Genomic DNA, 25,239 nt, shown 5'->3' with positions numbered 1-25,239 from the left:
CCGACGAGAAGAAGAAGACCGTCGTTACCGGTATCGAGATGTTCCACAAGCTGCTGGACTACGCTGAGGCCGGCGACAACATCGGCGCCCTGCTGCGTGGCGTGGATCGTAATGGCATTGAGCGTGGCCAGGTTCTGGCTAAGCCCGGCTCCATTCATCCCCACACCAAGTTCAAGGGCCAGGTTTACGTTCTGACCAAGGACGAGGGCGGCCGTCACACCCCCTTCTTCAACAACTATCGTCCTCAGTTCTACTTCCGTACCACCGACGTGACCGGCGTCATCACTCTGCCCGAGGGCACTGAGATGTGCATGCCCGGCGATAACGTCGAGATGAGCGTTGAGCTGATCACCCCCATCGCCATTGAGAAGGGCCTGCGTTTCGCTATCCGTGAGGGTGGCCGTACCGTTGGTTCCGGCGCTGTCACCGAGATCATCGCTGACTAATCTCTGCTTTTAAAAAGAGACTGCCATATGGCAGTCTCTTTTTTTGCCCGGAGATCAATCCGCAGCTGCCGGATATACCAGGGTGTCCTGGAATCCGTCAGCACCGGAACAGAGAATGTCGCCTGCCACCGGGACTTCCTCGCATACGTACAGATTCGCCTGGACGCCCTGGGCACATCGGGGATCATTGGTCACCGTATAGGTGTAGCGGGTTACCTGCTTTCCCGTGTATTGGGTGAGATCAAAGCCCTGGGCCAACTGCAGCTGGTTGTAGCTGAGGTAGGGTTCCTCCAGGGTATCCGGCAGAAGGAACTGCAGCGTTTCCACCGGCTCGGGGTTTACTTCCCATCCCAGGGATTCCAGATAAGCAACCCGATCCTCATTGATGGCCAGCAGGGGCTGCTCCTGGGGATCCGTGCCGGGGGCTGTCTTTCCCAGAATGAGCGCCGCAGCTACCGCCAGGATCAGGACCAGTAAGCCGATCCCGGCCTTTTTCCGGGAAAACCGCGTTGTCCAAATCAGCATATCCATCCCTCCTGCATGTTTCTATTCATTTTCCACGGGCTTTATGATAAGATAAAGCGGAAAGTTACCAATAGGAGGAGTCTCACATGGAACAGCAGCGGCTGGACAAGATCATTGCCTCTACGGGACGATATTCCCGCCGGGAGGTGAAGCTGCTCATCCGACAGGGCCGCGTTCTGGTGGATGGCACAGCCCCCCGATCCTCAGAGGAGAAGGTGGATCCGGAGACGGCATCCATCACCGTGGATGGCATGGCGCTGACCTACCGGAAATATACATGGATTATGCTCCATAAGCCCGCCGGGGTGCTCTCCGCCACAGAGGACGGCCGTGGGAAAACGGTGCTGGATCTGCTGCCCGAGGAGCTGCGGCGGCAAAACCTCTTTCCGGTGGGACGGTTGGACAAGGATACGGAAGGCTTGCTTCTGCTGACCAACGAGGGGGGACTGGCCCATGATCTTCTCTCTCCCCGCCATCATGTGGACAAAGTGTATTATGCTCGCTGCGCCGGGCCCTTGTCTCCGGAGGACTGCCGGGCCTTTGCGGAGGGGATGGTGCTGGAGGACGGTACCCGGTGCCTTCCGGCAGGGCTGGAGATCCTCTCATCCGGGCCCCGCAGTGAGGCGCTGGTGACCCTGCGGGAAGGGAAATTCCATCAGGTGAAGCGGATGCTGGCTGCCTGCAGCGCGCCGGTAGAGTACCTGAAGCGGCTGAAAATGGGCAATTTGACATTGGATCCCGGCCTTTCCCCCGGTGAGTTTCGCTTTTTGTCGGAGGATGAAGTCAGGTTGTTGCGGAATTGTGAATAGTGATTTCCAAAAATTCAAATGTTCCACAAAAAAAATGACAATGTTTTGTGGAAAAAAGAAAAAACATCTTGCATTTTGTCATTTTTCCCGATATAATGTAACCATTGACGAAATGCACAAAAGAACCCGCACGATTTTTGGTGAGGAGGACGGGCCATGTCTGGAAGAATTTTTCAAAATGTGGTGCTGCAGCTGAAGGAGAACACGGATCGAACCGTCGGTGTGATCGACGGGGAAGGTGTGGTGATTGCCTGCAGTGAACTGTCTATGATCGGCCAGCGCTGGTCTGAGCATGTGCCGGTCATCAATGGAGCATCCGGCTCCATGATCTCCTCTGACGGAAAGACCTTCAAGGCCCTCAACGGCTGGGGAAACCAGTTTGACTATGCCGCTTTTGCTTTCGGCGACAATGAGATCAGCAGGACTGTCTGCGCCATGGCCACGGTGGCCCTCAACGCCGCCAAGTCCTATTATGAGGAAAAGCATGACCGGGGCTCCTTTATCAAGGACATTATCTCCGATAATATCATGCTGGGTGACATTTACATGCGGGCCAAGGAGCTGCGGGTCACCGCCGACGTGCCCCGGGGGGTCTTTTTGCTGCGCTCCCTGAAAAAGGGCGAGTCCGTGCCTACGGATATCATCCAGGCCCAGTTCCCGGACCGGCAGAACGACTTTGTACTGAGCATCGGGGAAGGGGACGTGGTCCTCATCCGGCAGATGCCCGAGGGCTCCGGCATCAAGGAGCTCAACAAGATTGCCACCTCTGTGGAGGAGAGCCTTCGCTCCGGCGGGGAGAGCACTGTGGTGGTGGGTATCGGCACCATCGCCACCCACCTGCGGGATCTGGCCAAGAGCTATAAGGAGGCCCAGATCGCCATTGAGGTAGGCAAGGTCTTTGATACAGAGAAGTACGTCATCAATTATGAGAATCTGGGAATCGGCCGCCTGATCTATCAGCTGCCTACCACCCTTTGCGAGATGTTCCTTCAGGAGGTCTTCAAGAAGAACCCTATTGACGCCCTGGATAAGGAGACCCTCTTCACCATTCACAAGTTCTTTGAGAACAACCTCAACGTCTCCGAGACAGCCCGGAAGCTCTTTGTCCACCGGAACACCCTGGTTTACCGGCTGGAGAAGATCAAGAAACTCACCGGGCTGGATCTCCGGGAGTTTGAGGACGCCATTACCTTCAAGGTAGCCCTGATGGTCAAGAAGTATCTGACCAGCCGGGGAATCGATTCCTGAGCTACATAGTGATGCCATCTCCAGGCGGTTTTCCGCCGGGAGATGGCTTTTTTATTTGTATTTCCGCCTCTGCCGGGTTCCGGACCGGCCGGAGGAGGCGACGGAAGCAGCAACCCGTGGAGCGGCTGTAACTTTTGTTACTTTTTTTGCCGATTCCTGCAAACTCCTGTTGCATTGCTGTGAAAAAGCAGATATAATGAGACACAATCAGGCATTATGTCGACTTTGCCGCCAAGGCCGGAAAAAACGGGAACCTTTTGGCGGAGAGAGCCGTCTGGATAAAAAAACGCGCGCGAGGTGTCCCATGATTCGATTAAAAGATGTGGAAATGGAGTATGACAACGGGACGAAGGCCATCAAAGGCATCACGTTGACCGTAGAGGACGGAGAATTTGTGTTTTTGGTGGGCCCCTCCGGGTCCGGCAAGTCCACCATTATTAAATTGCTGACCGGGGAGGTGGAGCCCTGTGCAGGCCGGATCATGATCAACGGCTTTTCCGTCAGCAATATCTCGGAAAAGCAGATCCCGCTGATGCGGCGGACCCTGGGGGTTATTTTCCAGGATTTCCGCCTGATCGAGAAGAAAACGGTGTACGATAATCTCTCCTTTGTTATGCGGGCGGTGGGAGCAAGTCCCCGCAAGATCCGGGAGCGCATCACCTATGTGCTGCGGCTGGTGGGACTGGAGGACAAGGCCAATTCCTATCCCACGGAGCTCTCCGGCGGTGAGCAGCAGCGTGTGGCCATTGCCCGGGCCCTGGTGAACAATCCCAACACCATCATTGCCGATGAGCCCACCGGCAACCTGGATCCGGAGCGGTCCCTGGAGCTGATGAGCCTGCTGGTGAAGATCAACCAGCTGGGAACCACGGTGGTGGTGGTCACCCATGAGAAAGACCTGGTGGATCGGTTCGGCAAGCGGGTCATCACCATTGAATCCGGCCATGTGGTCAGCGACTGCGTCGGCGGTTATGTGGGAGGAAAGCTCCATGAGTAAGCATAATTTCGGATATTTCGTTCATGAGGGCCTGTCCAACATGTTCAGCCACGGATTCATGTCTTTCGCGGCCATCGGCATTACCGTGGCGTGCCTTTTGATCATGGGAACCTTTACTCTGGTGGCGGTGAACGCCAACGAGCTGCTCCACACCCTGGAACAGGAGAATGAGATCCTGGCCTATGTGGACGATACCTATACCGACGCTCAATCCAAGGCGCTGGAATCCAAGCTGGAGGCGCTGCCCAACGTGGCCTCCGTCACATATATCTCCAAGGAAGAGGCCATGGAGAGTTTCAAGGCCCAGTACCCGGATGAAGAGGTCTTTCAGGATCTGGATCCGGAGATCCTGCAGGATCGGTACGCCATCAAGGTGGCGGATCTGACGAAGCAGGCCCAGACCAAGGAACAGGTGGAGAATGTGGAGGGCATTACTGACGTCAATGCCTATGAGGAGATCACCAGCGGCTTTATCACGGTGCGGAACGTGGCCACAGTGGTGTGCGTGGCCCTGATCGCCATTTTGTTTATCGTGTCGGTGTTCATTATCTCCAACACCATCAAGCTCACCACCTTTGACCGGCGAGAGGAGATCGCCATCATGCGCATGGTGGGCGCCACCAACGGCTTTATTCGCTGGCCCTTTGTGTATGAGGGCTTCATGCTGGGCTTTTTGGGCGCTGTGATCGCCTTTGGCCTGCAATGGCTGCTGTATGCGGCGGTGGCCCGGGGCGTGGCCACCAACGATACCCTTCAGCTGGTGCAGATCATTCCCTTCCAGCAGATGTGGCTGCCTGTGGCGCTGACCTTCGGGGGAGCCGGCATCCTCATCGGCGTAGGCGGCAGCTTGTCCGCCATCCGCCGGTTCCTGCAGGTGTGATAAAGTAGGTGCCGTATGAGAAAGAATAACCTGCAAAAGAAAAAAAGAGGGACGGGTGTGCTGCGCTGCCTGGCGGCCTTTGTGCTGGCGCTGGCAGTGGTGACGGCAGACCTTTCTCCCGCTGCCGCCGTCACCTGGGCAGATGTCAACGACCTCAAGGACGAGGCCGGAGATCTGGCGGATCAGCGCAAGGAGTTGGAGAGCCAGCTGGATGCCCTGGCCGACGACAAGAGCGAGGCCCTGAAGCGGAAGGATCTGCTGGATCAGCAGATCACCAACCTCTCCAGCCAGATCCGGAATGTGGAGGCGCAGATCTCCACCTATGAGACCCTGATCACCCAGACGGAGGCGGAGCTGGCGGAGGCCCAGGAAAAGGAAGAGGCTCAGTATGAGCTCTTTTGCAGCCGGGTCCGGGATATGGAGAAGCGTGGGACTGTCAGCTACTGGTCGGTTCTGTTCCGTGCCACCAGCTTTACAGACCTTCTGGGCCGGCTGGATATCATCAATGAGATCATGGATGCCGACCAGGCAGTCATTGATGAGCTGAAGGCCCTTCAGGAGGAAATCGAGACCAAGAAAACAGAGCTGGAGACCAGCAAAAAGGAATCCGAGGCCGCCAAGGCGGATCTGGTCACCAAGAAAAATGATCTGGATGTCCAGAGGACCAAGGCCAACCAGCTGGTCCAGGAGATCGAGTCCAACGAGAGCGAGTACCAGTCCACGCTGGACGCCATCGAGGCGGAGGAAGAGTCCATTCAGAAGAAGATCGTCCAACTGTCCCAGCAGCTGGCGGCCCAGAACGGCAGCAGCTCCAGCGCGGCATTGGGCGGGTATATCTGGCCGGTATCCAGCCGCCGCATCACCTCCCCCTTCGGCAACCGGAATACGGGAATCGCCGGGGCTTCCACCAACCACAAGGGCGTGGATATCGGCGGCGTATACTACACATCCCAGGTCCATGCGGCCAAGGCCGGAACCGTGATCATCTCCACCTATTCCAGTTCTTACGGCAACTATGTGGTGGTTTCCCACGGCAGCGGCAATACCACCCTCTATGCCCATATGAGCAGCCGCAGTGTCAGTGTGGGCGACTATGTCAATCAGGGCGATGTTCTGGGCATTACCGGTTCCACCGGCATTTCCAGCGGCCCCCATCTGCATTTCGAGATTACCGAAAACGGCACCCGGGTGAACCCCCTCAATTATCTCACGGGGTACATCCAGGCCTGGTAACCTGTGTTTTCGGGCATAACGGACCCTCCCGCTCCATACCATGGAGCGGGAGGGCTTTTGTTATGATGGGATTGATTGTATGGCAGCAGCCGGGGGCCGGAAAACGGCTGCGGACGGTGACGGCACAAGAGACGGCCATTTTGCGGGTGCCGTTTTTGCAGGTGGAGGTTGTACGGGGCCCCCGGACCCGGCCGGGGACGCTGGAGCGGCGGATGATCCGTGCGGCCCAAAAGCTGCGCCAGGCGGGCGTGAGATACACGGTGCTCCCGGCGGACTATCCCCCTTCTCAGTGGCCCCAGCGCCATGGTGTGGGAGTGGTGTCCACTCTCTCGCTGCGGCGGAGCCTGGCAGTGGAGCTGGTACGCCGGATTACGGCGGAGCGGGGACTGCCGCCGGGCAGTGTCCGGATCGCAGTCACCGCCGGACAGATGACCGGGGAGCTGGTGAAGACGGTGACGGAACTGACTCTTGGGTACCGGTATGTGATGCTGGATGTTCCCTACGGCGGGGAGGAGCTTTGCCGGAGGCTGCGGCGGGAGTACGGCGTGTCGCTGCTGCTCCAGCCATCCCGGGAGCAGCTGGAGGAAGCCCAGGTGTTGGTGCCTTTCGACCGGCGGACGGATCTCACCGGAAACAATGAGGCGGTAGTGGCCCTCTATGAAGGCGCGGAGAGCGCGTTCCCGCCTTTGACGGTGCCTCCGTCTGTGGAGACGCAGCTGCCTGCCGGGGCGGACCGGCTACAGCTTCTGGCGGCTTTGCGGGGGGCAGGGGCCCTGGCGCCGGGGCAGATCAGCCTCAGCGTTCCCGCGCTTGACATTCTCAAATCCAGCAACTATAATACTACTCTATGATAATATAGAATAGGTATGTTCGGGGGTTGAGGACGCTTCCCCATACTATAAAGAGAACGAGAAAGGACTTGCCAAAATGGAAAAAGAATACAAAATGAGCGCGGCCCGCGCCCAGGAACTGCAGGAAGAACTCAACTACCTGAAGACCATCCGCTCCGATGAGGTGGCCGAGCAGATCAAAGTGGCCCGCGGCTTCGGCGACCTGAGCGAGAACAGCGAGTACGACGAGGCCAAAAACGAGCAGGGCAAGCTCTACTCCCGCATCGCCGAGCTGGAGGAGATCCTCCAGCACGTGGTGATCGTGGACGAGAGCAACGCCCCTACCAACGTGGTGACCATCGGATGCAAGGTGACCGTGGTGGACAAGAACGGCAAGGCCATGCCCGCCTATAAGATCGTGGGCTCTCAGGAGGCCGATCCCATGCACGGCATCATCTCCGAGGAGTCTCCCTTCGGCAAGGCTCTGCTGGGCGCCAAGGAGGGAGACACCGTGACGGTGGAGGCTCCCCAGGGCGCCATCACCTATACGGTGCAGAAGATCGAGCGGTAAAGGAGAAGCATGATGTCTGAACAGAAGAACAACCAGCAGGCCCTGGGTGCCGAGCAGGATCTCTCCCAGCAGCGGATCGTCCGCCGGGAGAAGCTGGCGGCACTGCAGGCGGCAGGTGAGGATCCCTTCCAGGAGACCCGGTTTGACTGGGACACCACCTCCGCTCAGATCAAGGAGAACTTTGACGCCATGGAAGGCAAGGCTGTGAAGGTGGCCGGCCGTCTCATGAGCAAGCGCGGCATGGGCAAGGTCAGCTTCTGCGACCTCCAGGACCGGGACGGCCGGATCCAGCTCTACGCCCGTCAGGACGAGATGGACGAGGCGGTCTACAAGAAGTTTAAAAAGTTCGATATCGGTGATATCGTGGGTGTGGACGGCGAGGTTTTCCGCACCCAGCGGGGCGAGATGAGCGTCCGGGCCAAGAACATCACCCTGCTCTCCAAGTCCCTGCTGCCCCTGCCGGAGAAGTTCCACGGCCTGCAGGACCGGGAACTGCGGTACCGCCAGCGGTACGTGGATCTCATGGTGAATCCGGATGTGAAGCGGAACTTTGTCATCCGCTCCCAGTTCATTAAGTTCATGCGGTCCTATTTGGATGGGATGGGCTATATCGAGGTGGAGACCCCGGTGCTCAACACCATCGCCGGCGGCGCTGCTGCCCGTCCCTTCATCACCCATCACAATACCCTGGATATCGACATGTATATGCGCATCGCCACAGAGCTGCCCCTGAAGCGGCTCATTGTAGGCGGTATGGACCGGGTGTATGAGATCGGCCGTATCTTCCGCAACGAGGGTATGGATCCCAAGCACAATCCGGAGTTCACCACTGTGGAGCTCTATCAGGCCTACACGGATTTCCACGGGATGATGGATATTGCCGAGGGAATTCTCTCCGGCGCCGCCAAGGAGATTCTGGGTTCTTACCAGGTTCGCTGGCAGGGTGAGGACATCGATCTGACCCCCGGCTGGCGCCGTTTGACCATGGTGGAAGCTGTCAAGGAGTATGCCGGGGTGGACTTCGGCGCCATTACCGATGACGCCCAGGCCGTGGCTGCCGCCAAGGCCATCGGCGTGGAACTGGCGGACGCCGCAGAGAAGACCTGGGGCAACGCCCTGTATGCCTGCTTTGACCAGAAGGTGGAAGAGAAGCTGATCCAGCCCACCTTCATCACCATGTACCCGGTGGAGGTGAGCCCCCTCACCAAGCGCAGCCCTGCGGACCCCCGCCTGACGGAGCGGTTTGAGCTGTTCATCTGCCACAGCGAGTTGGCCAACGCCTATTCTGAACTCAACGATCCCATCGACCAGCGAGAGCGCTTTGAAAAGCAGGTGGAGCAGCGGGAGCGGGGTGACGAGGAGACAGAGATGCTGGATGAGGATTTCCTCACCGCTCTGGAATACGGCATGCCGCCCACCGGCGGCATGGGCATGGGCATCGACCGCTGCGTCATGCTGCTCACCGGCGCAGATACCATCCGGGAGGTCATTCTCTTCCCCACCATGAAGCCCCTGGATAAGCAGGACGCCGCCAAAAAGGAGGAGCGCTCCGCGCAGGCTGCTCCAGTGTCCGCCAGTGAGCCCATCGATTTTTCCAAGGTGGAGATCGAGCCCCTGTTTGCGGACTTCGTGGATTTCGAAACCTTCTCCAAGTCCGACTTCCGGGCGGTGAAGGTGAAGGAATGCACGGCTGTCCCCAAGTCCAAAAAGCTTTTGAAGTTTGTCCTCAACGACGGCACAGATACAGACCGGGTGATCCTGAGCGGGATCCACGAGTATTATGAGCCCGAGGAACTGGTTGGGAAGACCCTGATCGCCATTACCAATCTGCCTCCCCGGAAAATGATGGGCATTGATTCCTGCGGCATGATTATCAGCGCCGTGCATCACAAAGAGGGTGCGGAAAAGCTTCACCTTCTGATGGTGGACGACCACATCCCGGCCGGTGCCAAGCTGTATTAACCAATTCACGTTCAGCCCCTGAACCCCCACAGCCCGCGCGGCAGCCAATGGTACCGGGCCTGGCTGCTGCGGGGCACCGGGTGGTCTGCTGGCAGGATGGGAGAGAGATCCCCGGCCCTGCTGTTTCAAAAAACCAACGAAGGAGGCACCAGCCATGGAGAGCATCACCAGCCGCGCAAACGGGCTGTGTACCCATCTCCGGAAGCTGGCGGCCTCCTCCTCTTATCGCCGCCGCTGCGGGGAATTCCTGTGTGACAATCCCAAGCTGCTGGAGGAGGCCCTGCTGTGGGGCGGTGATTTGCACACGGTGGTGTGTACGCACCCGGAGACGCTGCCCGCCCTGCCGGAGGGCGTCCGAAGAGTGCAGGTGCCGGCGGATGTGATGAAATCCATCTCCCCCACGGAGATGCCCCAAGGGGTTTTGGCTGTGTGCGGCCTGCTCTCCCAACCTCTGCCGGAAAAGCTGGAGGGGCGGCGCTACGTGGTGCTGGACGGAGTGCAGGATCCCGGCAATGTGGGTACCATCCTCCGTACCGCCGACGCCTTCCATACTGACGGACTCTTCCTGGTGAACGGCTGCGCAGATCTCTACAACCCCAAGACGGTCCGGGCCACCATGGGCGCGGTGTTCCGCTGCCCGGTGTGGTCCTGCAAACCGGAGGAGGTTCTGGAGCTGCTGGAGCGCAGCGGCCTTCCTCTGTACGGGGCCGCCCTGCGGGACGATACCGCAGACGTTCGGGACGTGGATTACCGCCGGTGTGCCGTGGCCATCGGCAGTGAGGGCCGTGGCCTCTCGGCCCAAATGCTCCAGGGCTGTACCCGGACGGTGCGCATTCCCATGAGTGCGCACTGCGAATCCCTGAACGCGGCGGCAGCCGCTGCAGTGCTGCTGTGGGAGGCTGCCCGGGGCGATTGAGAAGGGGGAATGTTCCGTGTCCGCGCTGAAATACTGGCTGTGGCTGACGGAGCTGCGGGGCCTGCGCAATCAGACCCGGCTGGCCCTGCTGCGCCATTTTGGCTCCCCGGAGGATATTTTTTACGCCGATGAGGGGGAGATCCTCCTGACGGAGGGGATCACCCGGGATCAGGCCTCCCTTCTGAAAGACCACAGTCTGGATGGGGCGGATCAGATCCTGGCAGAGTGCCAGCGCCTGGGCTATCAGATTCTCACGCTGCACGACGCTGCCTATCCCGGGCGGCTGGAAAACATTTATGACCCGCCCTGCGTCCTGTATGTACGGGGGCAGATGCCCGCCTTTGACGAGGAGTGCGCCGTGGCGGTGGTGGGCACCCGGGACTGCACGCCCTACGGTGTCTCGGTGGCGGAGAAGTTTGGCTACGGATTAGCCGCGGGCGGGGCCCTGGTGGTCAGCGGCCTGGCCCGGGGTATTGACTCCGCGGCTCTGAGAGGCGCGCTGCGGGCCGGGAGACGGACCGCGGCGGTGCTGGGCAATGGACTGGACGTGGTCTATCCCAAAGAAAACCGCTATCTTTATGAAGATGTGGCCGCCGCAGGAGCTCTGATTTCCGAGTATCCCCCTGGAACAGAGCCGTCCCGGGGACATTTCCCGGTGCGAAACCGGATCCTCTCGGGACTGTGTGCCGCCACGCTGGTGGTGGAAGCGCCGGAGCGCAGCGGCGCCCTCATCACCGCCAACACCGCCCTGGAACAGGGGCGGGACGTCTACGCGGTGCCCGGGCCCATTGATGCTCCTGCCAGCCGGGGGTGCAATCAGTTTATTCGGGAGGGCGGTGTCTTGGTGACGGAACCCTGGGACATTCTGGAGGAGTATGTGGGCCGCTTTCCGGACAAGCTGCGTCAGGAGGGAGCCCGGAAGAAGCCGGAGGTCCTGGGTTACCAGGCCCGGCAGAAGGAGGAACCCCGGGCGGTGCCGCCCACCTTGGATCTGGCCAAGGGCGAAGTGGAGCTGACGGACGATCAGATTACCCTGCTGCGGGCCATGGGGGAGGAGCCTGCCCTGGTGGACGACCTTATTGAGGCCACCGGCATTCCCACCCGGCGGGTGCTCTCGGCACTGACCATGCTGGAGATCGACAGCCTGGTGACCCAGCATCCCGGCAAACGGTATGCCCGGGCGGTGACGCTCAGCGGCCTTCCAGGGGAGCCGGAACAAAACGGTAAGGAATAATCGCGCCCTGCGGGGCGCTTGGAGGTAACTATGGCAAAACACAGCCTGGTCATCGTGGAGTCTCCCGCGAAGGCCAAGACCATCGGAAAGTATCTGGGCAAGGACTTTGAGGTCAAGGCCTGCATGGGCCACCTGCGGGATCTGCCCAAGAGCACCCTGGGCGTGGATCTGGAGCATGACTTCGAGCCGGTCTACAAGCCCATCAAGGGAAAAGAAGACATCATCAGCGATCTGAAGAAATCTGCCAAGGCGGCGGACATGGTATATCTTGCCACCGACCCGGATCGTGAGGGAGAGGCCATTTCCTGGCATTTGAAGCAGCTTTTGGATCTGCCTGACGAGAAGACCCGGCGGGTGACCTTCAACGAGATCACCAAGAAGGTGGTGCAGGAGAGCATCCGGGAGCCCCGGGATATCGACCAGGATCTGGTGGATGCCCAGCAGGCCCGCCGCATCCTGGATCGCATCGTGGGCTATGAGCTCAGCCCCCTGCTGTGGAAGAAGATCCGCCGGGGGCTCTCCGCCGGCCGGGTGCAGTCTGTTGCTACCCGTATGGTGGATGACCGGGACCGGGAGATCGAGGAGTTCCAGCCGGAGGAGTATTGGACGCTGGACGCCAACCTCCTGGGCAATGACGTCAAGAAGATCCCCTTTGCCGCCCGCTATCACGGGAAGAACGGCAAAAAGGCGGAACTCAAGTCCGCCTCCGAGGTGGACGCCGTGGTGCATGAGACGGAGAATGCCGCCTTTGTGGTGAAGTCCGTCAAGCGCACCGACAAGCAGCGCAGTCCCTCTCCGCCCTTTACCACCTCCACCATGCAGCAGGAGGCGTCCCGGAAGCTCTCCATGACACCCCGGCGCACCATGGCGATTGCCCAGCAACTCTATGAGGGCGTGGACATCGAGGGGGAGGGAACCGTGGGCCTGATCACCTATATGCGTACCGACTCCCTGCGGATTTCTGAGGAGGCCTTGGCCTCCGTGAAGGAGTTTATCCTGGGCCGGTACGGAGCAGCCTACTATCCCCCTCAGACCCACCGCTACAAGGCCAAGGCCAATGCCCAGGATGCCCATGAGGCTATCCGCCCCAGCAATGTCAACTGGACGCCGGAGATGCTGAAAAAGGATCTCACCGGCGAGCAGTACCGCCTCTACCGGCTGATTTGGAGCCGGTATGTGGCCTGCCAGATGGCCAACGCCGTCTACGACAGTGTGGCGGTGGAAATTGAGGCCAACGGCCACAGCTTCCGCTCCAGCTCCTCCAGCCTGAAATTCTCCGGCTACACCGCGGTGTACGAGGAGGGCAAGGACGAGGAGAAGGAGGAGAAGGCATCCCCCCTGCCTGCTCTGCAGGAGGGGGAGACCCTGGTTCTCAAGGATTTCTCCCGTGACCAGCACTTCACCCAGCCCCCCGCCCACTATACCGACGCCTCTCTCATCCGGGCCATGGAAGAGCAGGGCATCGGCCGCCCCTCCACCTATGCGCCCACGGTGTCCACCATTCTGGACCGGGAGTACGTGGTAAAGGAAGGCAAGTACCTGCACATCACCAATCTGGGCCGGGTGGTGACAGCCTTGATGAAAGAGCGTTTCAGCGACATTGCGGATCTGAAATTTACCGCCAATATGGAGCAGAAGCTGGACGCCGTGGAAGAGGGAAGGCAGCCCTGGCGTGAGGTCCTGCGGGACTTCTACGGGGAGTTTGACCAGGATCTCAAGCAGGCGGAAAAGGACCTGGAGGGCGTGCGTATCAAGGTGCCCGACGAGGTCAGCGAGGAGATCTGCCCGGAATGCGGGCGCAATCTCGTGGTCAAGTCCGGCCGCTTCGGTCGCTTCCTGGCCTGCCCGGGATATCCCGAGTGCAATTTCACCATGCCTCTGGTGGTGGAGATGCCGGGCCGCTGCCCCAAGTGCGGCGGACGCCTTTTGAAGCGCACTGGCACCAGCAAAAAGACCAACAAGCAGTACACCTATTACTGCTGTGAGCATTTGAACAGCAAGGACGAGGCCGCCAAGTGCGACTTCATGACCTGGGACGTGCCGGTGAAGGACGACTGTCCCGTGTGCGGCCAGACCATGTTCAAAAAGTCCGGCCGGGGCTTCAAGCGTCCCTTCTGCATCAATCCCGCTTGCAGCAACTTCCTGCCGGAGGAGAAACGGGGTTACCCCAAGAAAAAGACCGAGGGAGAGGCTCCGGCAGCGGAGACGGCGGAGACTGAGGAAAAGGCACCTGCCAAGAAGACGGTGAAGTCCACAGCCAAGAAGACCACGGCAACCAAGAAAACAGCCGCCAAGTCCACGGAAAAAAAGACTGCCGCCGCCAAAACGACGGGAACCAAGACCACCACGGCCAAAAAGGCCACAGTGAAAAAGACGACTTCCAAGAAGACTGCCGAAAATCAGGCGGAGTGATGCCATGACGCGGCGGGAGGGATCAAAGAGATATGGATATGAATGTAACAGTGATTGGGGCGGGGCTGGCCGGCAGCGAGTGTGCCTGGCAGCTGGCCCAGCGGGGCGTCCATGTGACGCTCCTGGAAATGAAGCCCCTCAAGCGTACCCCCGCCCATGTAACGGATCAGTTTGCGGAGCTGTGCTGCTCCAACTCCCTGCGCTCCGACCAGCTGGAAAACGCGGTGGGCCTCTTGAAAGAGGAGATGCGCCGCCTGGGATCGTTGATCCTCTCTTGTGCCGATGCCACCCGAGTGGAGGCCGGCGGCGCCCTGGCCGTGGACCGGGAGGGCTTTGCCGCCCTGGTAACGGAGCGGATCCGCTCCCATCCCAACATCACCGTGGAGGCCCGGGAGGTCACAGAGATCCCGGAGGGGGAGGTAGTCATCGCCTCCGGCCCCCTGACATCCGACGCCCTGGCGCAGCGGCTGCAGACACTGCTGGGGGAGAAGAGCGCCCTGCACTTTTTTGACGCGGCGGCACCGTTGGTGTCCGCCGAGAGCGTGGATATGGACAAGGCCTGGTTTGGCTCCCGGTATGACCGGGGGACTTCAGATTATGTCAACTGCCCCATGACGGAGGAGGAGTACGATGCCTTCTGGCAGGCCCTCACCACCGCCCAGGAGGCGGAGGTCCACGGCTTTGAGGACAAGATGGTCTTTGAGGGCTGCATGCCGGTGGAGGTCATGGCCCGCCGGGGACATGATACCTTGTGCTATGGGCCCTTGAAGCCCCGGGGACTGAAAGATCCCCGTACCGGGAAGGAGCCCTATGCCGTGGTGCAGCTGCGGCGGGACAACGCCCAGGGAAGTGTTTATAATCTGGTGGGTTTCCAGACCCATCTGCGCTTTCCGGAGCAGCGGCGGGTGTTTTCCATGATCCCCGCCCTTCATGATGCGGAGTTTCTGCGCTACGGCGTCATGCACCGCAACACGTTTTTGAATTCCCCTCAGCTGCTGGACCGGTATTACCGGCTTAAAAGCGAGCCCCGGATCTCCTTTGCCGGACAGATGACCGGCGTGGAGGGGTATGTGGAATCCGCCGCTTCCGGCTTTTTGGTGGGGGTGGAGACTGCCCGGCGGCTGCAGGGCCTTCCGCCGGTGGATTTTCCCCGGGAGACGGCCATCGGTGCCCTGGGGCTGTACATTTCCAATCAGTCTATTGCCGCGTTCCAGCCCATGAACATCAATTTCGGCATCATGCCGCCCCTGGACCATCGGGTCAAGGGCAAGCGCAACAAGAACGCGGAACTGTCGGCGCGGTCCCTGGCCATTATTGAGGAACTGAAAGCGGAGGTATGTCCATGAAGATCATTGTAGACGCTATAGGCGGGGACAACGCCCCCCTGGAGATCGTGCGTGGAGCGCTGGATGCCCACCGGACCCACGGTGTGGATATTTTGCTGGTGGGAAGGGCCGGAGAGGTGCTCCGGGCCCTGGAGGAGTGCGGGGAGAAGACCCTGCCCGCAGGCGTGGAGATCAAGGACGCCGCGGAAGTGGTGGAGATCGCCGATGATCCTGCCACTGCATTTAAAATGAAGCCCAATTCCTCCCTGACGGTGGGACTCAAGCTCCTGCGGGACGGGGTGGGCGACGCCTTCGTCTCCGCCGGATCCACCGGTGCCATCCTGGCGGGAGCCACCCTGGTGGTCAAGCGCATCCGGGGCATCCGCCGGGCTGCCATGGGCCCCAGCGTCCCCGTGCTGGGGGGACAGGCCATCTTGTGCGATTGCGGCGCCAACGCCGAGTGCACGGCGGAGTATCTGCTGCAGTTTGCGTTCCTGGGCAGCTTCTACGCTCAGAAGGTGTGCGGTGTGGAGAATCCCCGTGTGGGTCTTTTGAACATCGGCGCCGAGGAGGAAAAGGGCGATGCCCTGCGCCATGAGGCCTACGCCCTGCTGAAAGAGGCAGGGGAGGCGGGCCGGCTGAACTTTGTGGGCAATGTGGAGGCCAACGATGCCATGCTGGGCGCCGTGGACGTCATTGTCACCGACGGTTTCACCGGCAATGTCCTGCTCAAATCCATGGAGGGTGTGGGAAAGTTCTTGTTGACGGAGCTCAAGAGCGTGTTCCTGACCAACACCCGCACCAAGATCGCGGCAGGGCTGGTGAAAGGGGACCTGGCGGGGCTGAAAAAGCAGATGGATCCCGGCGAGGTGGGCGGTACGCCCTTCCTGGGGATCACCAAGCCTGTCATCAAGGCTCATGGCTCCTCCAACGCCCGGGCCATCTCCAACGCCATCCTCCGGGCCAAGGAATATGCCCAGAGCGGCTTCATCGGAGAGATCGAGGCCAACATCGAACACATGCGGGTGCAGACCCGGGTGGAAAAAAGCTGATTCCCCCCCTTGACAGCGGCGCGGCATATGCCGTATGATTACCCCAGCAAGGATGACCATAATTCCTAAGGAGTGAACAGCATGTCAGTGGAAGATATTTTTCAAACGATGAGAGAGCTGGTTGCCGAGCAGTTTTCCCTGGAGCCGGAAGAAGTCTCCATGGAGACCTCTTTTGAGGATGATCTGGGAGCGGATTCTGTGGACGTGGTGGAGCTGGTCATGGCCATGGAAGAGGAGTTCGAACTGGGCGTGACCCAGGAAGAGGATCTCAAGGGCCTGAAGACTGTCGGCGACGTGGTGAACTATGTCGCGGGCAAGGTGAATAAGTAATCTTATGACACGGAAAAGCCCCGCTCCGGCGGGGCTTCCTTATGGAGAGGACCGCCATGCAGGAACTGGAGAAAAAACTGAATTATACGTTCCGGGATCCGTCGCTGCTCAGCGAGGCGCTGTGCCACAGCTCCTACGCCAACGAGCACCGTTCCGCCCACTTGAACAGCAACGAGCGGCTGGAGTTTCTGGGAGATTCCGTACTGGGCTTCGTGACGGCGGAGTTTCTCTTTATCCACCATCCGGATCTGCCGGAGGGAGATCTCACCCGGATTCGGGCGGCACTGGTATGTGAGCAGAGCCTCCATGAGGTGGCCCAGAAGCTGGATCTGGGGAGCTATCTGAAGCTGGGCCGGGGCGAGGAGGCCGGAGGCGGCCGCCACCGCACCTCCATCCTGGCGGATGCAACAGAGGCGGTCTTCGCCGCCGTGTACCTGGACGGCGGCATTGGGGCGGCCTCTGCGCTGATCCACCGGTTGCTGCTGGACGCAGAGCGGGAGGAGGCCGTGGAGGAGCGGCGCCGGGACTACAAGACCGCCCTGCAGGAGCTGGTGCAGCGGCAGGCGGATCAGGTGCTCACCTACCGGATGGCAGGGGAGCAGGGCCCGGATCACGACAAGACCTTCCTGGCGGAGGTGCTGCTCAACGGCACCCCGGTGGGAACCGGTTCCGGACACAGCAAGAAAGAGGCTGAGCAGGCCGCCGCCAAGGCGGCGCTGACGGCCATGGGCGCGGAGTAAGCGCTGGAGAAAACCCATCAGGGGGAGGGGAGCCCGCCGGGCACCCCTCCCTCCCTTTGTCCCGGCGGCACGGCGGAAATATGACTGGAATTTGCCCTGCCGGCATGGTATACTATCTCAATATGGGGCGAGGGGGTTCCCTCCCGCCGGCGGCGGCCCGGAGGCTGCGCCGGAAGCAGGTCTGGTTGGGCCTGCCGGTTACATAAGATCTTACCGTCAACAAGCGTACCACTTGGATAAATCGTGAAGGAGAGTGAGCCGATTGTCGCTTTTATCTGCCATCCTGCTGGGCCTGATCCAGGGCGTAGCGGAGTTTTTGCCCATTTCCAGCTCCGGCCATCTGGCCATTGCGGAGCATCTGCTGTCCACGGGTTCCATCGATGTGCCGGATTTTTACGATGTGCTGCTGCACCTGGGCACCCTCATCGCCGTGTTTGTTGCCTACTGGCAGGATATCCGGGAGATGGTGGTGGAGTTTTTCTCCGGGGTCCGGGATCTGGCCCATGGAACCACCCCCAATCCCGTGCCCCCTGCCCGACGTCTGATTCTGCTGATCATCGTGGGCACGCTGCCCCTCTTTGCGGTGCTGCCGGTGAAAGATCTGGTGGAGGGCCTGAGTGATAATCTCTACTTCGTGGCAGGCGCCCTGGTGTTTACCGGACTGCTGCTCTTTGCCAGCGACCGGGTCCGCAAGGGCCGCAAAACGGAGAAAAACGCCACGCTGGTGGATGTGCTGCTGGTGGGCGTTGGGCAGGCCATCGCCACCTGTCCCGGCATCTCCCGTTCCGGCACCACCATCACCGCCGGGTGCTTTGTGGGCTTTGAGCGGAAATTTGCCGTGCGGTTTTCCTTCCTGCTGTCCATCCCCGCCATCCTGGGGGCCAATATCCTCAGCTTGAAGGATGCTCTGGAGGGTGAGATCATCTGGGCCGACGTGCCGGTTTATCTGGTGGGTGTGGTCGTGGCGGCAGTGGTGGGGTATCTTTGCATCCGCCTGCTGCGGATGATCGCCAACAAGGGCCGTTTCGGCTGGTTTGCCTATTACTGCTGGGCCGCCGGCGCGCTGACCCTGGTGCTGGCCGTGATGGGCAAGTGATGGGTCAAAACAATCCAGGAAAGGGGGGAGGTTGACCATGGCATCCTCCGCACAAAAGAAGACCACCACAACCAGAAAAAGCACCGCATCCAAAAGCACAACCCGGGGGAAAAAGCGCACGCCGCCTCCTCCGCCCAAGCAGCCGGTGCGCCGGGAGGTTTGGGGAATCGTGCTGCTGGTGCTGGCACTGTGTGTGTTTGTCAGCTACTGCGGCATCTCCGCCATTTTCATTGATTGGTTTGCGGCGCTGCTCAAGGGCCTTTTCGGCTATGGCTACTGGCTGGCATGCCCGGCCTTGGTGCTCTCGGCGCTGATTTTGCTCTTCCACAAGGGCCGCCCTGTGGTGCTGCGGGTGACCTGTGCTCTGCTGACACCCCTGCTGCTGGGCAGCATCCTCCACATGATTTTGTGTAAGGTGGAATTTGAATCCTCTCTGGGAATTTTGAAGAACCTCTGGGCCACCGGGCAGAGCCTTACCTCCGGCGGCGCCGTTTCCGGCTCCCTGGCGGTGGGCTTTGTGGCGGTGTTCTCTCAGTACGCTTCTTTGCCCATTTTTATCCTGCTGCTGGTGATTGCCCTGATGATCGCCTTGCGGCTGACTCCGGCAGTCCTGTGGGAAAAGCTGCGGGAGCGGCCTCAGTATGAGCCGGAACCGGAAGAGGAGCCGGTCAAGACCCCGCCTGTCCGGGCGGCGGCTCCGGAGCCGGTGCGGATGAGTGCACCGGAGCGCAGCAGACCCCAGATCGATTTCCCGTTGGACGATGTCCCCGCCCGGGCGGAGAAAGCTCCGGCGGAGCCGGAGGAGAAGGAGGGGCGTTTCACCAGCTTCTTCCGACACAAGTCCGACCGGCAGAAGACGCCGGATCAGGTACTCTCCGGGGAGGAGAGTGCCAAGACCGAAGAGGCGGCATCTTCCCAGCCGGTTCGTACTCCTGCCATTCCGGAGATGGCCCCCCAGACCGGAACGAAGCCTGCTCCGGTACCCATGACGGCAGAACCTGCTGTGGAACCTGCGGCCCCCACTGCCTCCGGCGGCTCCGGCAAAAAGGCTGCGGCGGCAGAGCTGGCGGCGGCCACCGCTCAGGTCAGCGCGGAGATCGAAGAGAAGCTCTCCGCCGAGGGGGAGACGTACCGCTTTCCGCCCATTACCCTGCTCCATGAGAACACCGGGGGCAACATCTCCGCCGCCGGGGCGGAGCTGCGCAACAATTCCCGCCGCCTGGCGGAGACCCTTACCAGCTTCGGCGTGGACGCCACCGCCGGCGATGTGGTTCACGGGCCCTCCGTCACCCGGTATGAGTTTGTGCTGGAGCAGGGCGTCAAGCTCTCCAAGATCACCAACTTGGCGGATGACATTGCGCTGGCTCTGGGCGCCACCGGCGTCCGGATCGCCCCCATTCCCGACAAGATCTCTGTGGTGGGCATCGAGGTGCCCAACAAGTCCGTGACGCCGGTGCTGATCCGGGATGTCATCGAGTCCCGGGAGTTTACGGAGCACAAGTCCAAGACCGCCTTTGCCCTGGGCCGGGACATCGGCGGCCGGAACATCGTGGGCGACATTGAAAAGCTGCCCCATGTGCTGATCGCCGGTACCACCGGTTCCGGTAAATCCGTGTGTACCAACTCCCTCATCATCAGCCTGCTCTATAAGTCCACCCCTGATGAGGTGCGCTTTATCATGGTGGATCCCAAAATGGTGGAGCTGGCCCCCTACAACGGCATCCCCCATCTGCTGATCCCGGTAGTGACGGACCCCAAGAAGGCCGCCGGCGCGTTGCAGTGGGCGGTGTTTGAGATGATGAAGCGGTACAAGACCTTCTCCGAATGCGGTGTCAAGAAGCTGGAGGAGTACAATAAGCTGGCCCAGGCCACGGAGGGGATGGAGACCATGCCCAGCGTGGTGGTGGTCATCGACGAGTTGGCGGATCTGATGCTGGTGGCGGCCAAGGAGGTGGAGGAATCCATCTGCCGGGTGGCCCAGATGGGCCGTGCCGCCGGTATGCACCTGGTGATCGCCACCCAGCGGCCCTCCGCCGACGTCATCACCGGCCTTATGAAGGCCAACATCCCCAGCCGTATCGCCTTTGCGGTGGCCTCCTCTCTGGAGTCCCGCATCATTCTGGACACCACCGGCGCGGAAAAGCTGGTGGGCAAAGGTGACATGCTCTACGCCCCCCTGGGGGCCGGAAAGCCCACCCGGGTGCAGGGCTGCTTCATCACCCCCGAGGAGATCGACCAGGTGGTGACCTTTGTCAAGCAGACCGGTGAGGCCCAGTACTCCGACGAGGTCATGGCCAAGATCGAGGAGTCCATGCAGGAGCGGGAGAAGGGCGGAAAGTCCGCCCCCGCCGCCGACAGCGGCGCCGCAGAGGACTCCGACGAACTGCTGCCCGCTGCCGTGGATGTGGTGCTGGAGACGGGACAAGCCTCTGTTTCCATGCTGCAGCGGCGGCTGAAGCTGGGCTATTCCCGGGCCGCCCGCCTGGTGGACCAGATGGAGGAGCGGGGAATTGTGGGTCCCTTCGAGGGCTCCAAGCCCCGGCAGCTGCTCATCACCAAAGCCCAGTGGCAGGAGATGCAGCTGGGCGGCGCATCTGCGGGTACCCAGGAGGATGAACCTCCCTTCCCAGTGGAAGAGGAATGAGGCTGTGTCTTGACAAATCCGCGGAAAGACGTATAATGAAACAATAAAAGCGATGACAAAGCCAACTCTGTGAAACCGGCTTTCAGCGAGAGGGAACTGGTGCAAGCCCTCAGCCCACGCCGCAGAGCAGCCACTTTGGAGCGGCCCGCGAGGAGCGGGACGGATCATCTCCGTTACCGGATGACATGAGATGCCTCTTTCAATGGAGGGGGGCAGATCAGGGTGGTACCGTGGAAGTATTTTCGCCCCTGACAGTTGTCAGGGGCGATTTTTTTATCCAGATCAGACATGTTTCCCCGGCTAATCTTGAAAAATCAGGACCAAGGAGGTCATTTCCATGAAATTTTCCAGTAAGATCCAGGCCTGCGAGCTCTCTCCCATCCGGAAATTCCATCCCTATGTGCTGGCGGCGGAGGCCAAGGGCCGCAAGGTTCATCACCTGAACATCGGTCAGCCGGATATCGAGACGCCCAAGGCGTTTTTTGATGCGGTGAGCAACTTCGGAAAGGCTGTTTTGGAGTATGCTCCTTCCACCGGCGTGGAGTGCTATCTGGAGGCAGTGCGGGATTACTATACCAATCTGGGCTTCCCCATCACCTGCGACGATATCATGGCCACCCACGGCGGCAGCGAGGCGTTGGAGATCATCATGTCCTGCATCCTGGAGGACGGGGACGAGATCCTGATCCCGGAGCCCTTCTATCCCAATTACTCCACCTTCGTGGAGATCACCGGTGCCTCCATCCGGCCCATTCCCACGGATCCGGAAAAGGGATACCGCTATGCCACCCGGGAGCAGATTGAGCCTCTCATCAATGCCCACACCCGGGCTATTCTGGTGACCAACCCCGGCAACCCCACCGGCGTGGTGCTCAACCACCAGGAGATGCGCCTGCTGGCGGACATTGCCAAGGAGCACGAGATCTTCCTCATCAGTGACGAGGTGTATCGTGAGATCGTCTACACCGGCGAAAAACTCAGCTCCATGCTGGAGTTCCAGGATGCCGCGGAAAATGTGATCGTGGTGGACTCCGTGTCCAAGCGCTTTTCCTCCTGCGGTGCCCGGGTGGGTGCCCTCATCTCCCGCAACCAGGAGCTGATGGCCCAGGCCATGAAGATCTGCCAGGGCCGTCTGTGCGCCGCCACGCTGGATCAGGTGGGCGCCGCCGCCATGTACCGGGAGCTGCCGGCAGAGTATTACACCTCCGTCCGGGAGGAGTACCAGCGCCGCCGGGACACGGTGGTGGAGAGCCTTTCCAAGATTCCCGGTATCCGCTTCAGCCATCCGGACGGGGCCTTCTACGTGATGGCCACGCTGCCGGTGGACGATGCGGAGAAGTTGCAGTACTTCCTGCTGGAGGAGTTCGAGGATCACGGCGAAACCGTCATGTACACCCCGGCGGAGTCCTTCTACGCTACTCCCGGCAAGGGCCGCAACGAGATCCGCATCGCCTACGTCACCAATCCCGCGGAACTCTCCCGCTCCATTGAACTGCTGGGCCTGGGCATTGCCGCCTATAACGCCCGGGGAGAGAAGGCATGATCCGCCATATCGTCATGTGGAAGTTCCGGCCCGGTACGGAGACGGAGCAGCAGCAGTTTCTGGACGGCCTGCGGAGCTTGCAGGGGGTGATCCCCCAGCTGCTGCACAGCGAGGTGGCAGTCAACGTAGGGGAGGGCAATTATGATGCCGTCCTGGTCAGTGAGTTCCAGGATCTGGACGCGCTGGAAGCCTATAAAAACGACCCCCGGCACAAGGCGGTGTCCGCCCTGTGCAAATCCATCCGCATGGATCGGGTGGCGGTGGACTACGAGTTTTGAAAAAAGGAGCCTGGGACCATGACGGTCTCAGGCTCCTTTTTGTAAATTCATGTGCCGCTCCACAGGCATGTTGAAAGATCCGCCCGTCCATCTGGCCGAAAGGGGACGCCTTCCGCTTCCAGCAGAGCCCGCTGGGTACCGGGAGCCAGGGTATCGAAGGCCGCTTTGGTGCCGCCCAAGCGGTCCACCACCCGGTGGCAGGGCACCGATGGGTCGGTACAGGCAGCCATGGCATAACCCACCGTCCGGGCACAACGGGGCATCCCCGCCAGGCGGGCGATCTGACCGTAAGTGGCGACTTTTCCCGCAGGGATGCGGCGCACCACTGCGTAAAAGGCGGCAAAGACCGGACCGCTCATTTCTCCCGCACCTCATAGAGGTCCGTCCGCCGGGCGGAGAGAATGGGCAGCTGGGCCCGAACGGCTTCCAGCCGCCCTATATCCAGATCCGCGTAGAGAATGGCCTCCTCTGCTCCCGCCCGGCAGAGCACGGTGCCCCAGGGATCCACCGCCAGGGAGTTTCCATAGGCAACGTAGGAGGCGTGCTTATCCCGGGCGGGGGAGACTCCTACGGTGAAGCACTGGTTGTCCACCGCCCGCTGGCGGAAGAGCAGCTCCCAGTGGGCGGGGCCGGTGGTCATGTTGAAGGCCGCCGGGACGAAGAGTACCTTGGCACCCCGCAGACACATGCACCGGGCCAGCTCCTCAAAGCGCAGGTCAAAGCAGATGCAAAGACCGCAGGTGCCGAATTCCGTCTCAAAGGTGGTGATTGCATTTCCCGGGGAAAGAGTGTCGGATTCCATGAACCGCTGGCCGCCTGCTACATTGATGTCGAAAAGGTGGACTTTCCGGTGTTTGGCCAGCAGCTCCCCCTTCCGGCCGTAGACATAGCTGGTATTGTAGACCTTGTCCCCTTCCAGCTCCGGGATGGAGCCGCCCACAATGTAGAGCCCCAGTTCCCCTGCCAGGGCGGAGAGGGCCTGCTGAGCGGGGCCGCCCGCCTCCTCGCCGTAGGCGCGAAAGCAGCTGTTCTCATAGGGGCAGCAGAACATCTCCGGCAGCACAGCAACATCGGCGCCGTTGCATGCTGCCTTTCGGATGGCGCGGCAGGCGCAGGAGATGTTTTCCTGTTTGTCCGGTGTAACAGGCATTTGAATGAGTGCAACGCGCATAGGAGAGCCTCCTTCTTAAACATATTCCCGCAGCACCAGTTCGGTGGTGCCGCCGTCAGGGGAGAGGATCCGTCGTTTCACCCGGGGGTGGCGGGCATAAGTCCGTTCCAGAAAGTCCCGCAGGGCTGTCCCGGCATGGCAGCCGTGGATCAGACGCAGCCGGTAGGTACTGCTCCCCGCCCGGCGCAGCAAGGCATCCACGGTGATCCGGGCCTGATAGGTGGTTTTCCCGTGGAGATCTACGGTGATGATGCCGGGGGACATGGGCTCACTTCCTCTGTCAGGAGGCGGTGCGCCTCCCGGTGATTTGCCCATATTGTATCACGGGACAAAGTGTGTTACAATGCGGAAAAAGCAAGGAGGGATCGGATATGGCGGTTTACACCCAGACCAAGACGTATCACACCAAGGCCCACATGGGCATGATCGACGTGACAGAGGATTTCCAGCGGGCGGTGACAGAGGCCTGCAAAACATGCGGCATCTCCGCAGGAACCGTCACCGGTTTCACCACCGGCGGCGTGGCGGGCCTGACGACGCTGGAGTTTGAGCCCGGCATGGTGAACCACGACCTCAAAGCGGCGCTGGATGTGTTCTCCCCCTATTTGGATGAGCAGGGGCATGTGGTGCCCTATTGGCACCACGAGACCTGGCACGATGATAACGGATCTTCCCACATCAAGGCGGCGCTGCTCTCCCCCTTTATCACGGTGCCCTTTGTAAACGGGCGGATCACCGTGGGCCCCTGGCAGAATCTGACGTTGGTGGAGTGCGATACCCGGGACCGGGTGCGGGATATCGTATTCCAGGTGATGGGAGAATAACTGCAAATCTCAGGAGACGGACAGCTGGCTGTCCGTCTCTTTGCATGTATAGAATGGCGCAATTTGGGGAAATAGATTGCAATTTGCACAAAGGTATGGTATGATGCTCACGCTGCCCTGGAGACTGTACCGGTTTAAAGGAATGCGGCTTTAAATACAAAAAACAGGACCTG

Annotated in this window: 25 protein-coding genes; 21 read left to right on the top strand and 4 right to left on the bottom strand. The window is 60.5% G+C overall.

The window, feature by feature from the left end:
- Positions 1–446: EF-Tu C-terminal domain-related protein (locus tag ACT67G_RS05840; protein ID WP_443663439.1), on the top strand; the 446-nt coding region annotated here is incomplete at its 5' end.
- Positions 447–500: 54 nt separating this feature from the next.
- Here ACT67G_RS05840 and ACT67G_RS05835 read toward each other — a convergent pair.
- Entirely contained in the window at positions 501–971 is a 471-nt protein-coding gene (locus ACT67G_RS05835) for a DUF4830 domain-containing protein (protein WP_443663438.1), read from the bottom strand.
- Positions 972–1,057: 86 nt separating this feature from the next.
- Here ACT67G_RS05835 and ACT67G_RS05830 point away from each other — a divergent pair, with 86 nt between their 5' ends.
- The 19 genes from ACT67G_RS05830 to ACT67G_RS05740 all read left to right on the top strand — a co-directional run bounded on the left by ACT67G_RS05830 (position 1,058) and on the right by ACT67G_RS05740 (position 23,071).
- The gene (locus ACT67G_RS05830; RefSeq protein ID WP_443663436.1) at positions 1,058–1,780 is read left to right on the top strand and encodes a pseudouridine synthase; all 723 of its coding nucleotides are present in this window, start codon (positions 1,058–1,060) and stop codon (positions 1,778–1,780) included.
- A gap of 156 nt (positions 1,781–1,936) precedes the next feature.
- Positions 1,937–3,028 (top strand): PucR family transcriptional regulator, encoded by a 1,092-nt coding sequence (locus ACT67G_RS05825; RefSeq protein ID WP_325245203.1) that lies wholly within the window; start codon positions 1,937–1,939, stop codon positions 3,026–3,028.
- Positions 3,029–3,332: 304 nt separating this feature from the next.
- The gene (ftsE, locus tag ACT67G_RS05820; RefSeq protein WP_325245205.1) at positions 3,333–4,025 is read left to right on the top strand and encodes a cell division ATP-binding protein FtsE; all 693 of its coding nucleotides are present in this window, start codon (positions 3,333–3,335) and stop codon (positions 4,023–4,025) included.
- Complete coding sequence (gene ftsX / locus ACT67G_RS05815) at positions 4,018–4,905, top strand: permease-like cell division protein FtsX (protein WP_325245207.1); 888 nt, start codon at positions 4,018–4,020, stop codon at positions 4,903–4,905. The genes ftsE and ftsX overlap by 8 nt, the downstream gene beginning before the upstream one ends.
- Positions 4,906–4,920: 15 nt before the next feature.
- A complete protein-coding gene (locus ACT67G_RS05810; RefSeq protein WP_326216751.1) occupies positions 4,921–6,138 on the top strand; it encodes a murein hydrolase activator EnvC family protein in 1,218 nt (405 codons plus the stop codon).
- 62 nt (positions 6,139–6,200) lie between these two features.
- The gene (locus ACT67G_RS05805) at positions 6,201–6,989 is read left to right on the top strand and encodes a hypothetical protein (protein WP_443663433.1); all 789 of its coding nucleotides are present in this window, start codon (positions 6,201–6,203) and stop codon (positions 6,987–6,989) included.
- 76 nt (positions 6,990–7,065) lie between these two features.
- A complete protein-coding gene (gene greA, locus ACT67G_RS05800) occupies positions 7,066–7,539 on the top strand; it encodes a transcription elongation factor GreA (protein ID WP_443663431.1) in 474 nt (157 codons plus the stop codon).
- Between the two features lie 12 nt (positions 7,540–7,551).
- The gene (gene lysS / locus ACT67G_RS05795; RefSeq protein ID WP_443663429.1) at positions 7,552–9,501 is read left to right on the top strand and encodes a lysine--tRNA ligase; all 1,950 of its coding nucleotides are present in this window, start codon (positions 7,552–7,554) and stop codon (positions 9,499–9,501) included.
- A 154-nt stretch (positions 9,502–9,655) separates the two neighbouring features.
- On the top strand, positions 9,656–10,417 hold the full coding sequence (locus ACT67G_RS05790; RefSeq protein WP_443663427.1) for a TrmH family RNA methyltransferase: 762 nt from the start codon (positions 9,656–9,658) through the stop codon (positions 10,415–10,417).
- A 16-nt stretch (positions 10,418–10,433) separates the two neighbouring features.
- Positions 10,434–11,651, top strand: a complete 1,218-nt coding sequence (gene dprA / locus ACT67G_RS05785) for a DNA-processing protein DprA (protein ID WP_443663425.1) — start codon at positions 10,434–10,436, stop codon at positions 11,649–11,651.
- 30 nt (positions 11,652–11,681) lie between these two features.
- Entirely contained in the window at positions 11,682–14,063 is a 2,382-nt protein-coding gene (gene topA / locus ACT67G_RS05780) for a type I DNA topoisomerase (RefSeq protein WP_443663424.1), read from the top strand.
- 38 nt (positions 14,064–14,101) lie between these two features.
- The gene (trmFO, locus tag ACT67G_RS05775; RefSeq protein ID WP_443663442.1) at positions 14,102–15,409 is read left to right on the top strand and encodes a methylenetetrahydrofolate--tRNA-(uracil(54)-C(5))-methyltransferase (FADH(2)-oxidizing) TrmFO; all 1,308 of its coding nucleotides are present in this window, start codon (positions 14,102–14,104) and stop codon (positions 15,407–15,409) included.
- On the top strand, positions 15,406–16,440 hold the full coding sequence (gene plsX / locus ACT67G_RS05770; RefSeq protein WP_443663422.1) for a phosphate acyltransferase PlsX: 1,035 nt from the start codon (positions 15,406–15,408) through the stop codon (positions 16,438–16,440). The genes trmFO and plsX overlap by 4 nt, the downstream gene beginning before the upstream one ends.
- A gap of 81 nt (positions 16,441–16,521) precedes the next feature.
- A complete protein-coding gene (acpP, locus tag ACT67G_RS05765) occupies positions 16,522–16,770 on the top strand; it encodes an acyl carrier protein (protein ID WP_325245225.1) in 249 nt (82 codons plus the stop codon).
- A gap of 56 nt (positions 16,771–16,826) precedes the next feature.
- Complete coding sequence (gene rnc / locus ACT67G_RS05760) at positions 16,827–17,510, top strand: ribonuclease III (protein WP_325245227.1); 684 nt, start codon at positions 16,827–16,829, stop codon at positions 17,508–17,510.
- A 253-nt stretch (positions 17,511–17,763) separates the two neighbouring features.
- Positions 17,764–18,606 (top strand): undecaprenyl-diphosphate phosphatase, encoded by an 843-nt coding sequence (locus ACT67G_RS05755; protein ID WP_443663420.1) that lies wholly within the window; start codon positions 17,764–17,766, stop codon positions 18,604–18,606.
- A 37-nt stretch (positions 18,607–18,643) separates the two neighbouring features.
- Complete coding sequence (locus ACT67G_RS05750) at positions 18,644–21,250, top strand: DNA translocase FtsK (RefSeq protein WP_443663419.1); 2,607 nt, start codon at positions 18,644–18,646, stop codon at positions 21,248–21,250.
- 337 nt (positions 21,251–21,587) lie between these two features.
- Positions 21,588–22,793, top strand: coding sequence for a pyridoxal phosphate-dependent aminotransferase (locus tag ACT67G_RS05745; protein ID WP_443663417.1), 1,206 nt, complete (start codon positions 21,588–21,590; stop codon positions 22,791–22,793).
- The gene (locus ACT67G_RS05740) at positions 22,790–23,071 is read left to right on the top strand and encodes a Dabb family protein (RefSeq protein ID WP_443663416.1); all 282 of its coding nucleotides are present in this window, start codon (positions 22,790–22,792) and stop codon (positions 23,069–23,071) included. The genes ACT67G_RS05745 and ACT67G_RS05740 overlap by 4 nt, the downstream gene beginning before the upstream one ends.
- Positions 23,072–23,118: 47 nt before the next feature.
- Here ACT67G_RS05740 and ACT67G_RS05735 read toward each other — a convergent pair whose 3' ends face one another.
- Genes ACT67G_RS05735 through ACT67G_RS05725 form a run of 3 tightly spaced genes read right to left on the bottom strand, consistent with a single transcriptional unit; the run spans position 23,119 to position 24,506 of the window.
- Positions 23,119–23,430, bottom strand: a complete 312-nt coding sequence (locus ACT67G_RS05735) for an MGMT family protein (protein WP_443663415.1) — start codon at positions 23,428–23,430, stop codon at positions 23,119–23,121.
- Complete coding sequence (locus tag ACT67G_RS05730; RefSeq protein WP_443663414.1) at positions 23,427–24,242, bottom strand: carbon-nitrogen hydrolase family protein; 816 nt, start codon at positions 24,240–24,242, stop codon at positions 23,427–23,429. Before ACT67G_RS05730 ends, ACT67G_RS05735 begins: the two co-directional genes overlap by 4 nt.
- 15 nt (positions 24,243–24,257) lie before the next feature.
- Entirely contained in the window at positions 24,258–24,506 is a 249-nt protein-coding gene (locus ACT67G_RS05725; protein ID WP_443663413.1) for a Smr/MutS family protein, read from the bottom strand.
- Between the two features lie 107 nt (positions 24,507–24,613).
- On the opposite strand from ACT67G_RS05725, the gene ACT67G_RS05720 reads away from it, so the two are divergent.
- Entirely contained in the window at positions 24,614–25,066 is a 453-nt protein-coding gene (locus ACT67G_RS05720; RefSeq protein ID WP_325247786.1) for a YjbQ family protein, read from the top strand.
- Positions 25,067–25,239: the final 173 nt, after the last annotated feature.

The organism is Dysosmobacter sp. (assembly GCF_052306735.1).
GTDB lineage: Bacteria > Bacillota > Clostridia > Oscillospirales > Oscillospiraceae > Oscillibacter.
Note: the sequence above shows the minus strand (reverse complement) of the source record. Positions and strands in the feature narration are given on the sequence as shown.

Bases quoted from the DNA above. Each gene is read 5' to 3' on its own strand.
- ACT67G_RS05835 (WP_443663438.1), bottom strand. From the start codon at position 971: ATGCTGATTTGGACAACGCGGTTTTCCCGGAAAAAGGCCGGGATCGGC.
- ACT67G_RS05830 (WP_443663436.1), top strand. From the start codon at position 1,058: ATGGAACAGCAGCGGCTGGACAAGATCATTGCCTCTACGGGACGATAT.
- ACT67G_RS05825 (WP_325245203.1), top strand. From the start codon at position 1,937: ATGTCTGGAAGAATTTTTCAAAATGTGGTGCTGCAGCTGAAGGAGAAC.
- ftsE (WP_325245205.1), top strand. From the start codon at position 3,333: ATGATTCGATTAAAAGATGTGGAAATGGAGTATGACAACGGGACGAAG.
- ftsX (WP_325245207.1), top strand. From the start codon at position 4,018: ATGAGTAAGCATAATTTCGGATATTTCGTTCATGAGGGCCTGTCCAAC.
- ACT67G_RS05810 (WP_326216751.1), top strand. From the start codon at position 4,921: ATGAGAAAGAATAACCTGCAAAAGAAAAAAAGAGGGACGGGTGTGCTG.
- ACT67G_RS05805 (WP_443663433.1), top strand. From the start codon at position 6,201: ATGATGGGATTGATTGTATGGCAGCAGCCGGGGGCCGGAAAACGGCTG.
- greA (WP_443663431.1), top strand. From the start codon at position 7,066: ATGGAAAAAGAATACAAAATGAGCGCGGCCCGCGCCCAGGAACTGCAG.
- lysS (WP_443663429.1), top strand. From the start codon at position 7,552: ATGTCTGAACAGAAGAACAACCAGCAGGCCCTGGGTGCCGAGCAGGAT.
- ACT67G_RS05790 (WP_443663427.1), top strand. From the start codon at position 9,656: ATGGAGAGCATCACCAGCCGCGCAAACGGGCTGTGTACCCATCTCCGG.
- topA (WP_443663424.1), top strand. From the start codon at position 11,682: ATGGCAAAACACAGCCTGGTCATCGTGGAGTCTCCCGCGAAGGCCAAG.
- trmFO (WP_443663442.1), top strand. From the start codon at position 14,102: ATGAATGTAACAGTGATTGGGGCGGGGCTGGCCGGCAGCGAGTGTGCC.
- plsX (WP_443663422.1), top strand. From the start codon at position 15,406: ATGAAGATCATTGTAGACGCTATAGGCGGGGACAACGCCCCCCTGGAG.
- acpP (WP_325245225.1), top strand. From the start codon at position 16,522: ATGTCAGTGGAAGATATTTTTCAAACGATGAGAGAGCTGGTTGCCGAG.
- rnc (WP_325245227.1), top strand. From the start codon at position 16,827: ATGCAGGAACTGGAGAAAAAACTGAATTATACGTTCCGGGATCCGTCG.
- ACT67G_RS05750 (WP_443663419.1), top strand. From the start codon at position 18,644: ATGGCATCCTCCGCACAAAAGAAGACCACCACAACCAGAAAAAGCACC.
- ACT67G_RS05745 (WP_443663417.1), top strand. From the start codon at position 21,588: ATGAAATTTTCCAGTAAGATCCAGGCCTGCGAGCTCTCTCCCATCCGG.
- ACT67G_RS05740 (WP_443663416.1), top strand. From the start codon at position 22,790: ATGATCCGCCATATCGTCATGTGGAAGTTCCGGCCCGGTACGGAGACG.
- ACT67G_RS05735 (WP_443663415.1), bottom strand. From the start codon at position 23,430: ATGAGCGGTCCGGTCTTTGCCGCCTTTTACGCAGTGGTGCGCCGCATC.
- ACT67G_RS05730 (WP_443663414.1), bottom strand. From the start codon at position 24,242: ATGCGCGTTGCACTCATTCAAATGCCTGTTACACCGGACAAACAGGAA.
- ACT67G_RS05725 (WP_443663413.1), bottom strand. From the start codon at position 24,506: ATGTCCCCCGGCATCATCACCGTAGATCTCCACGGGAAAACCACCTAT.
- ACT67G_RS05720 (WP_325247786.1), top strand. From the start codon at position 24,614: ATGGCGGTTTACACCCAGACCAAGACGTATCACACCAAGGCCCACATG.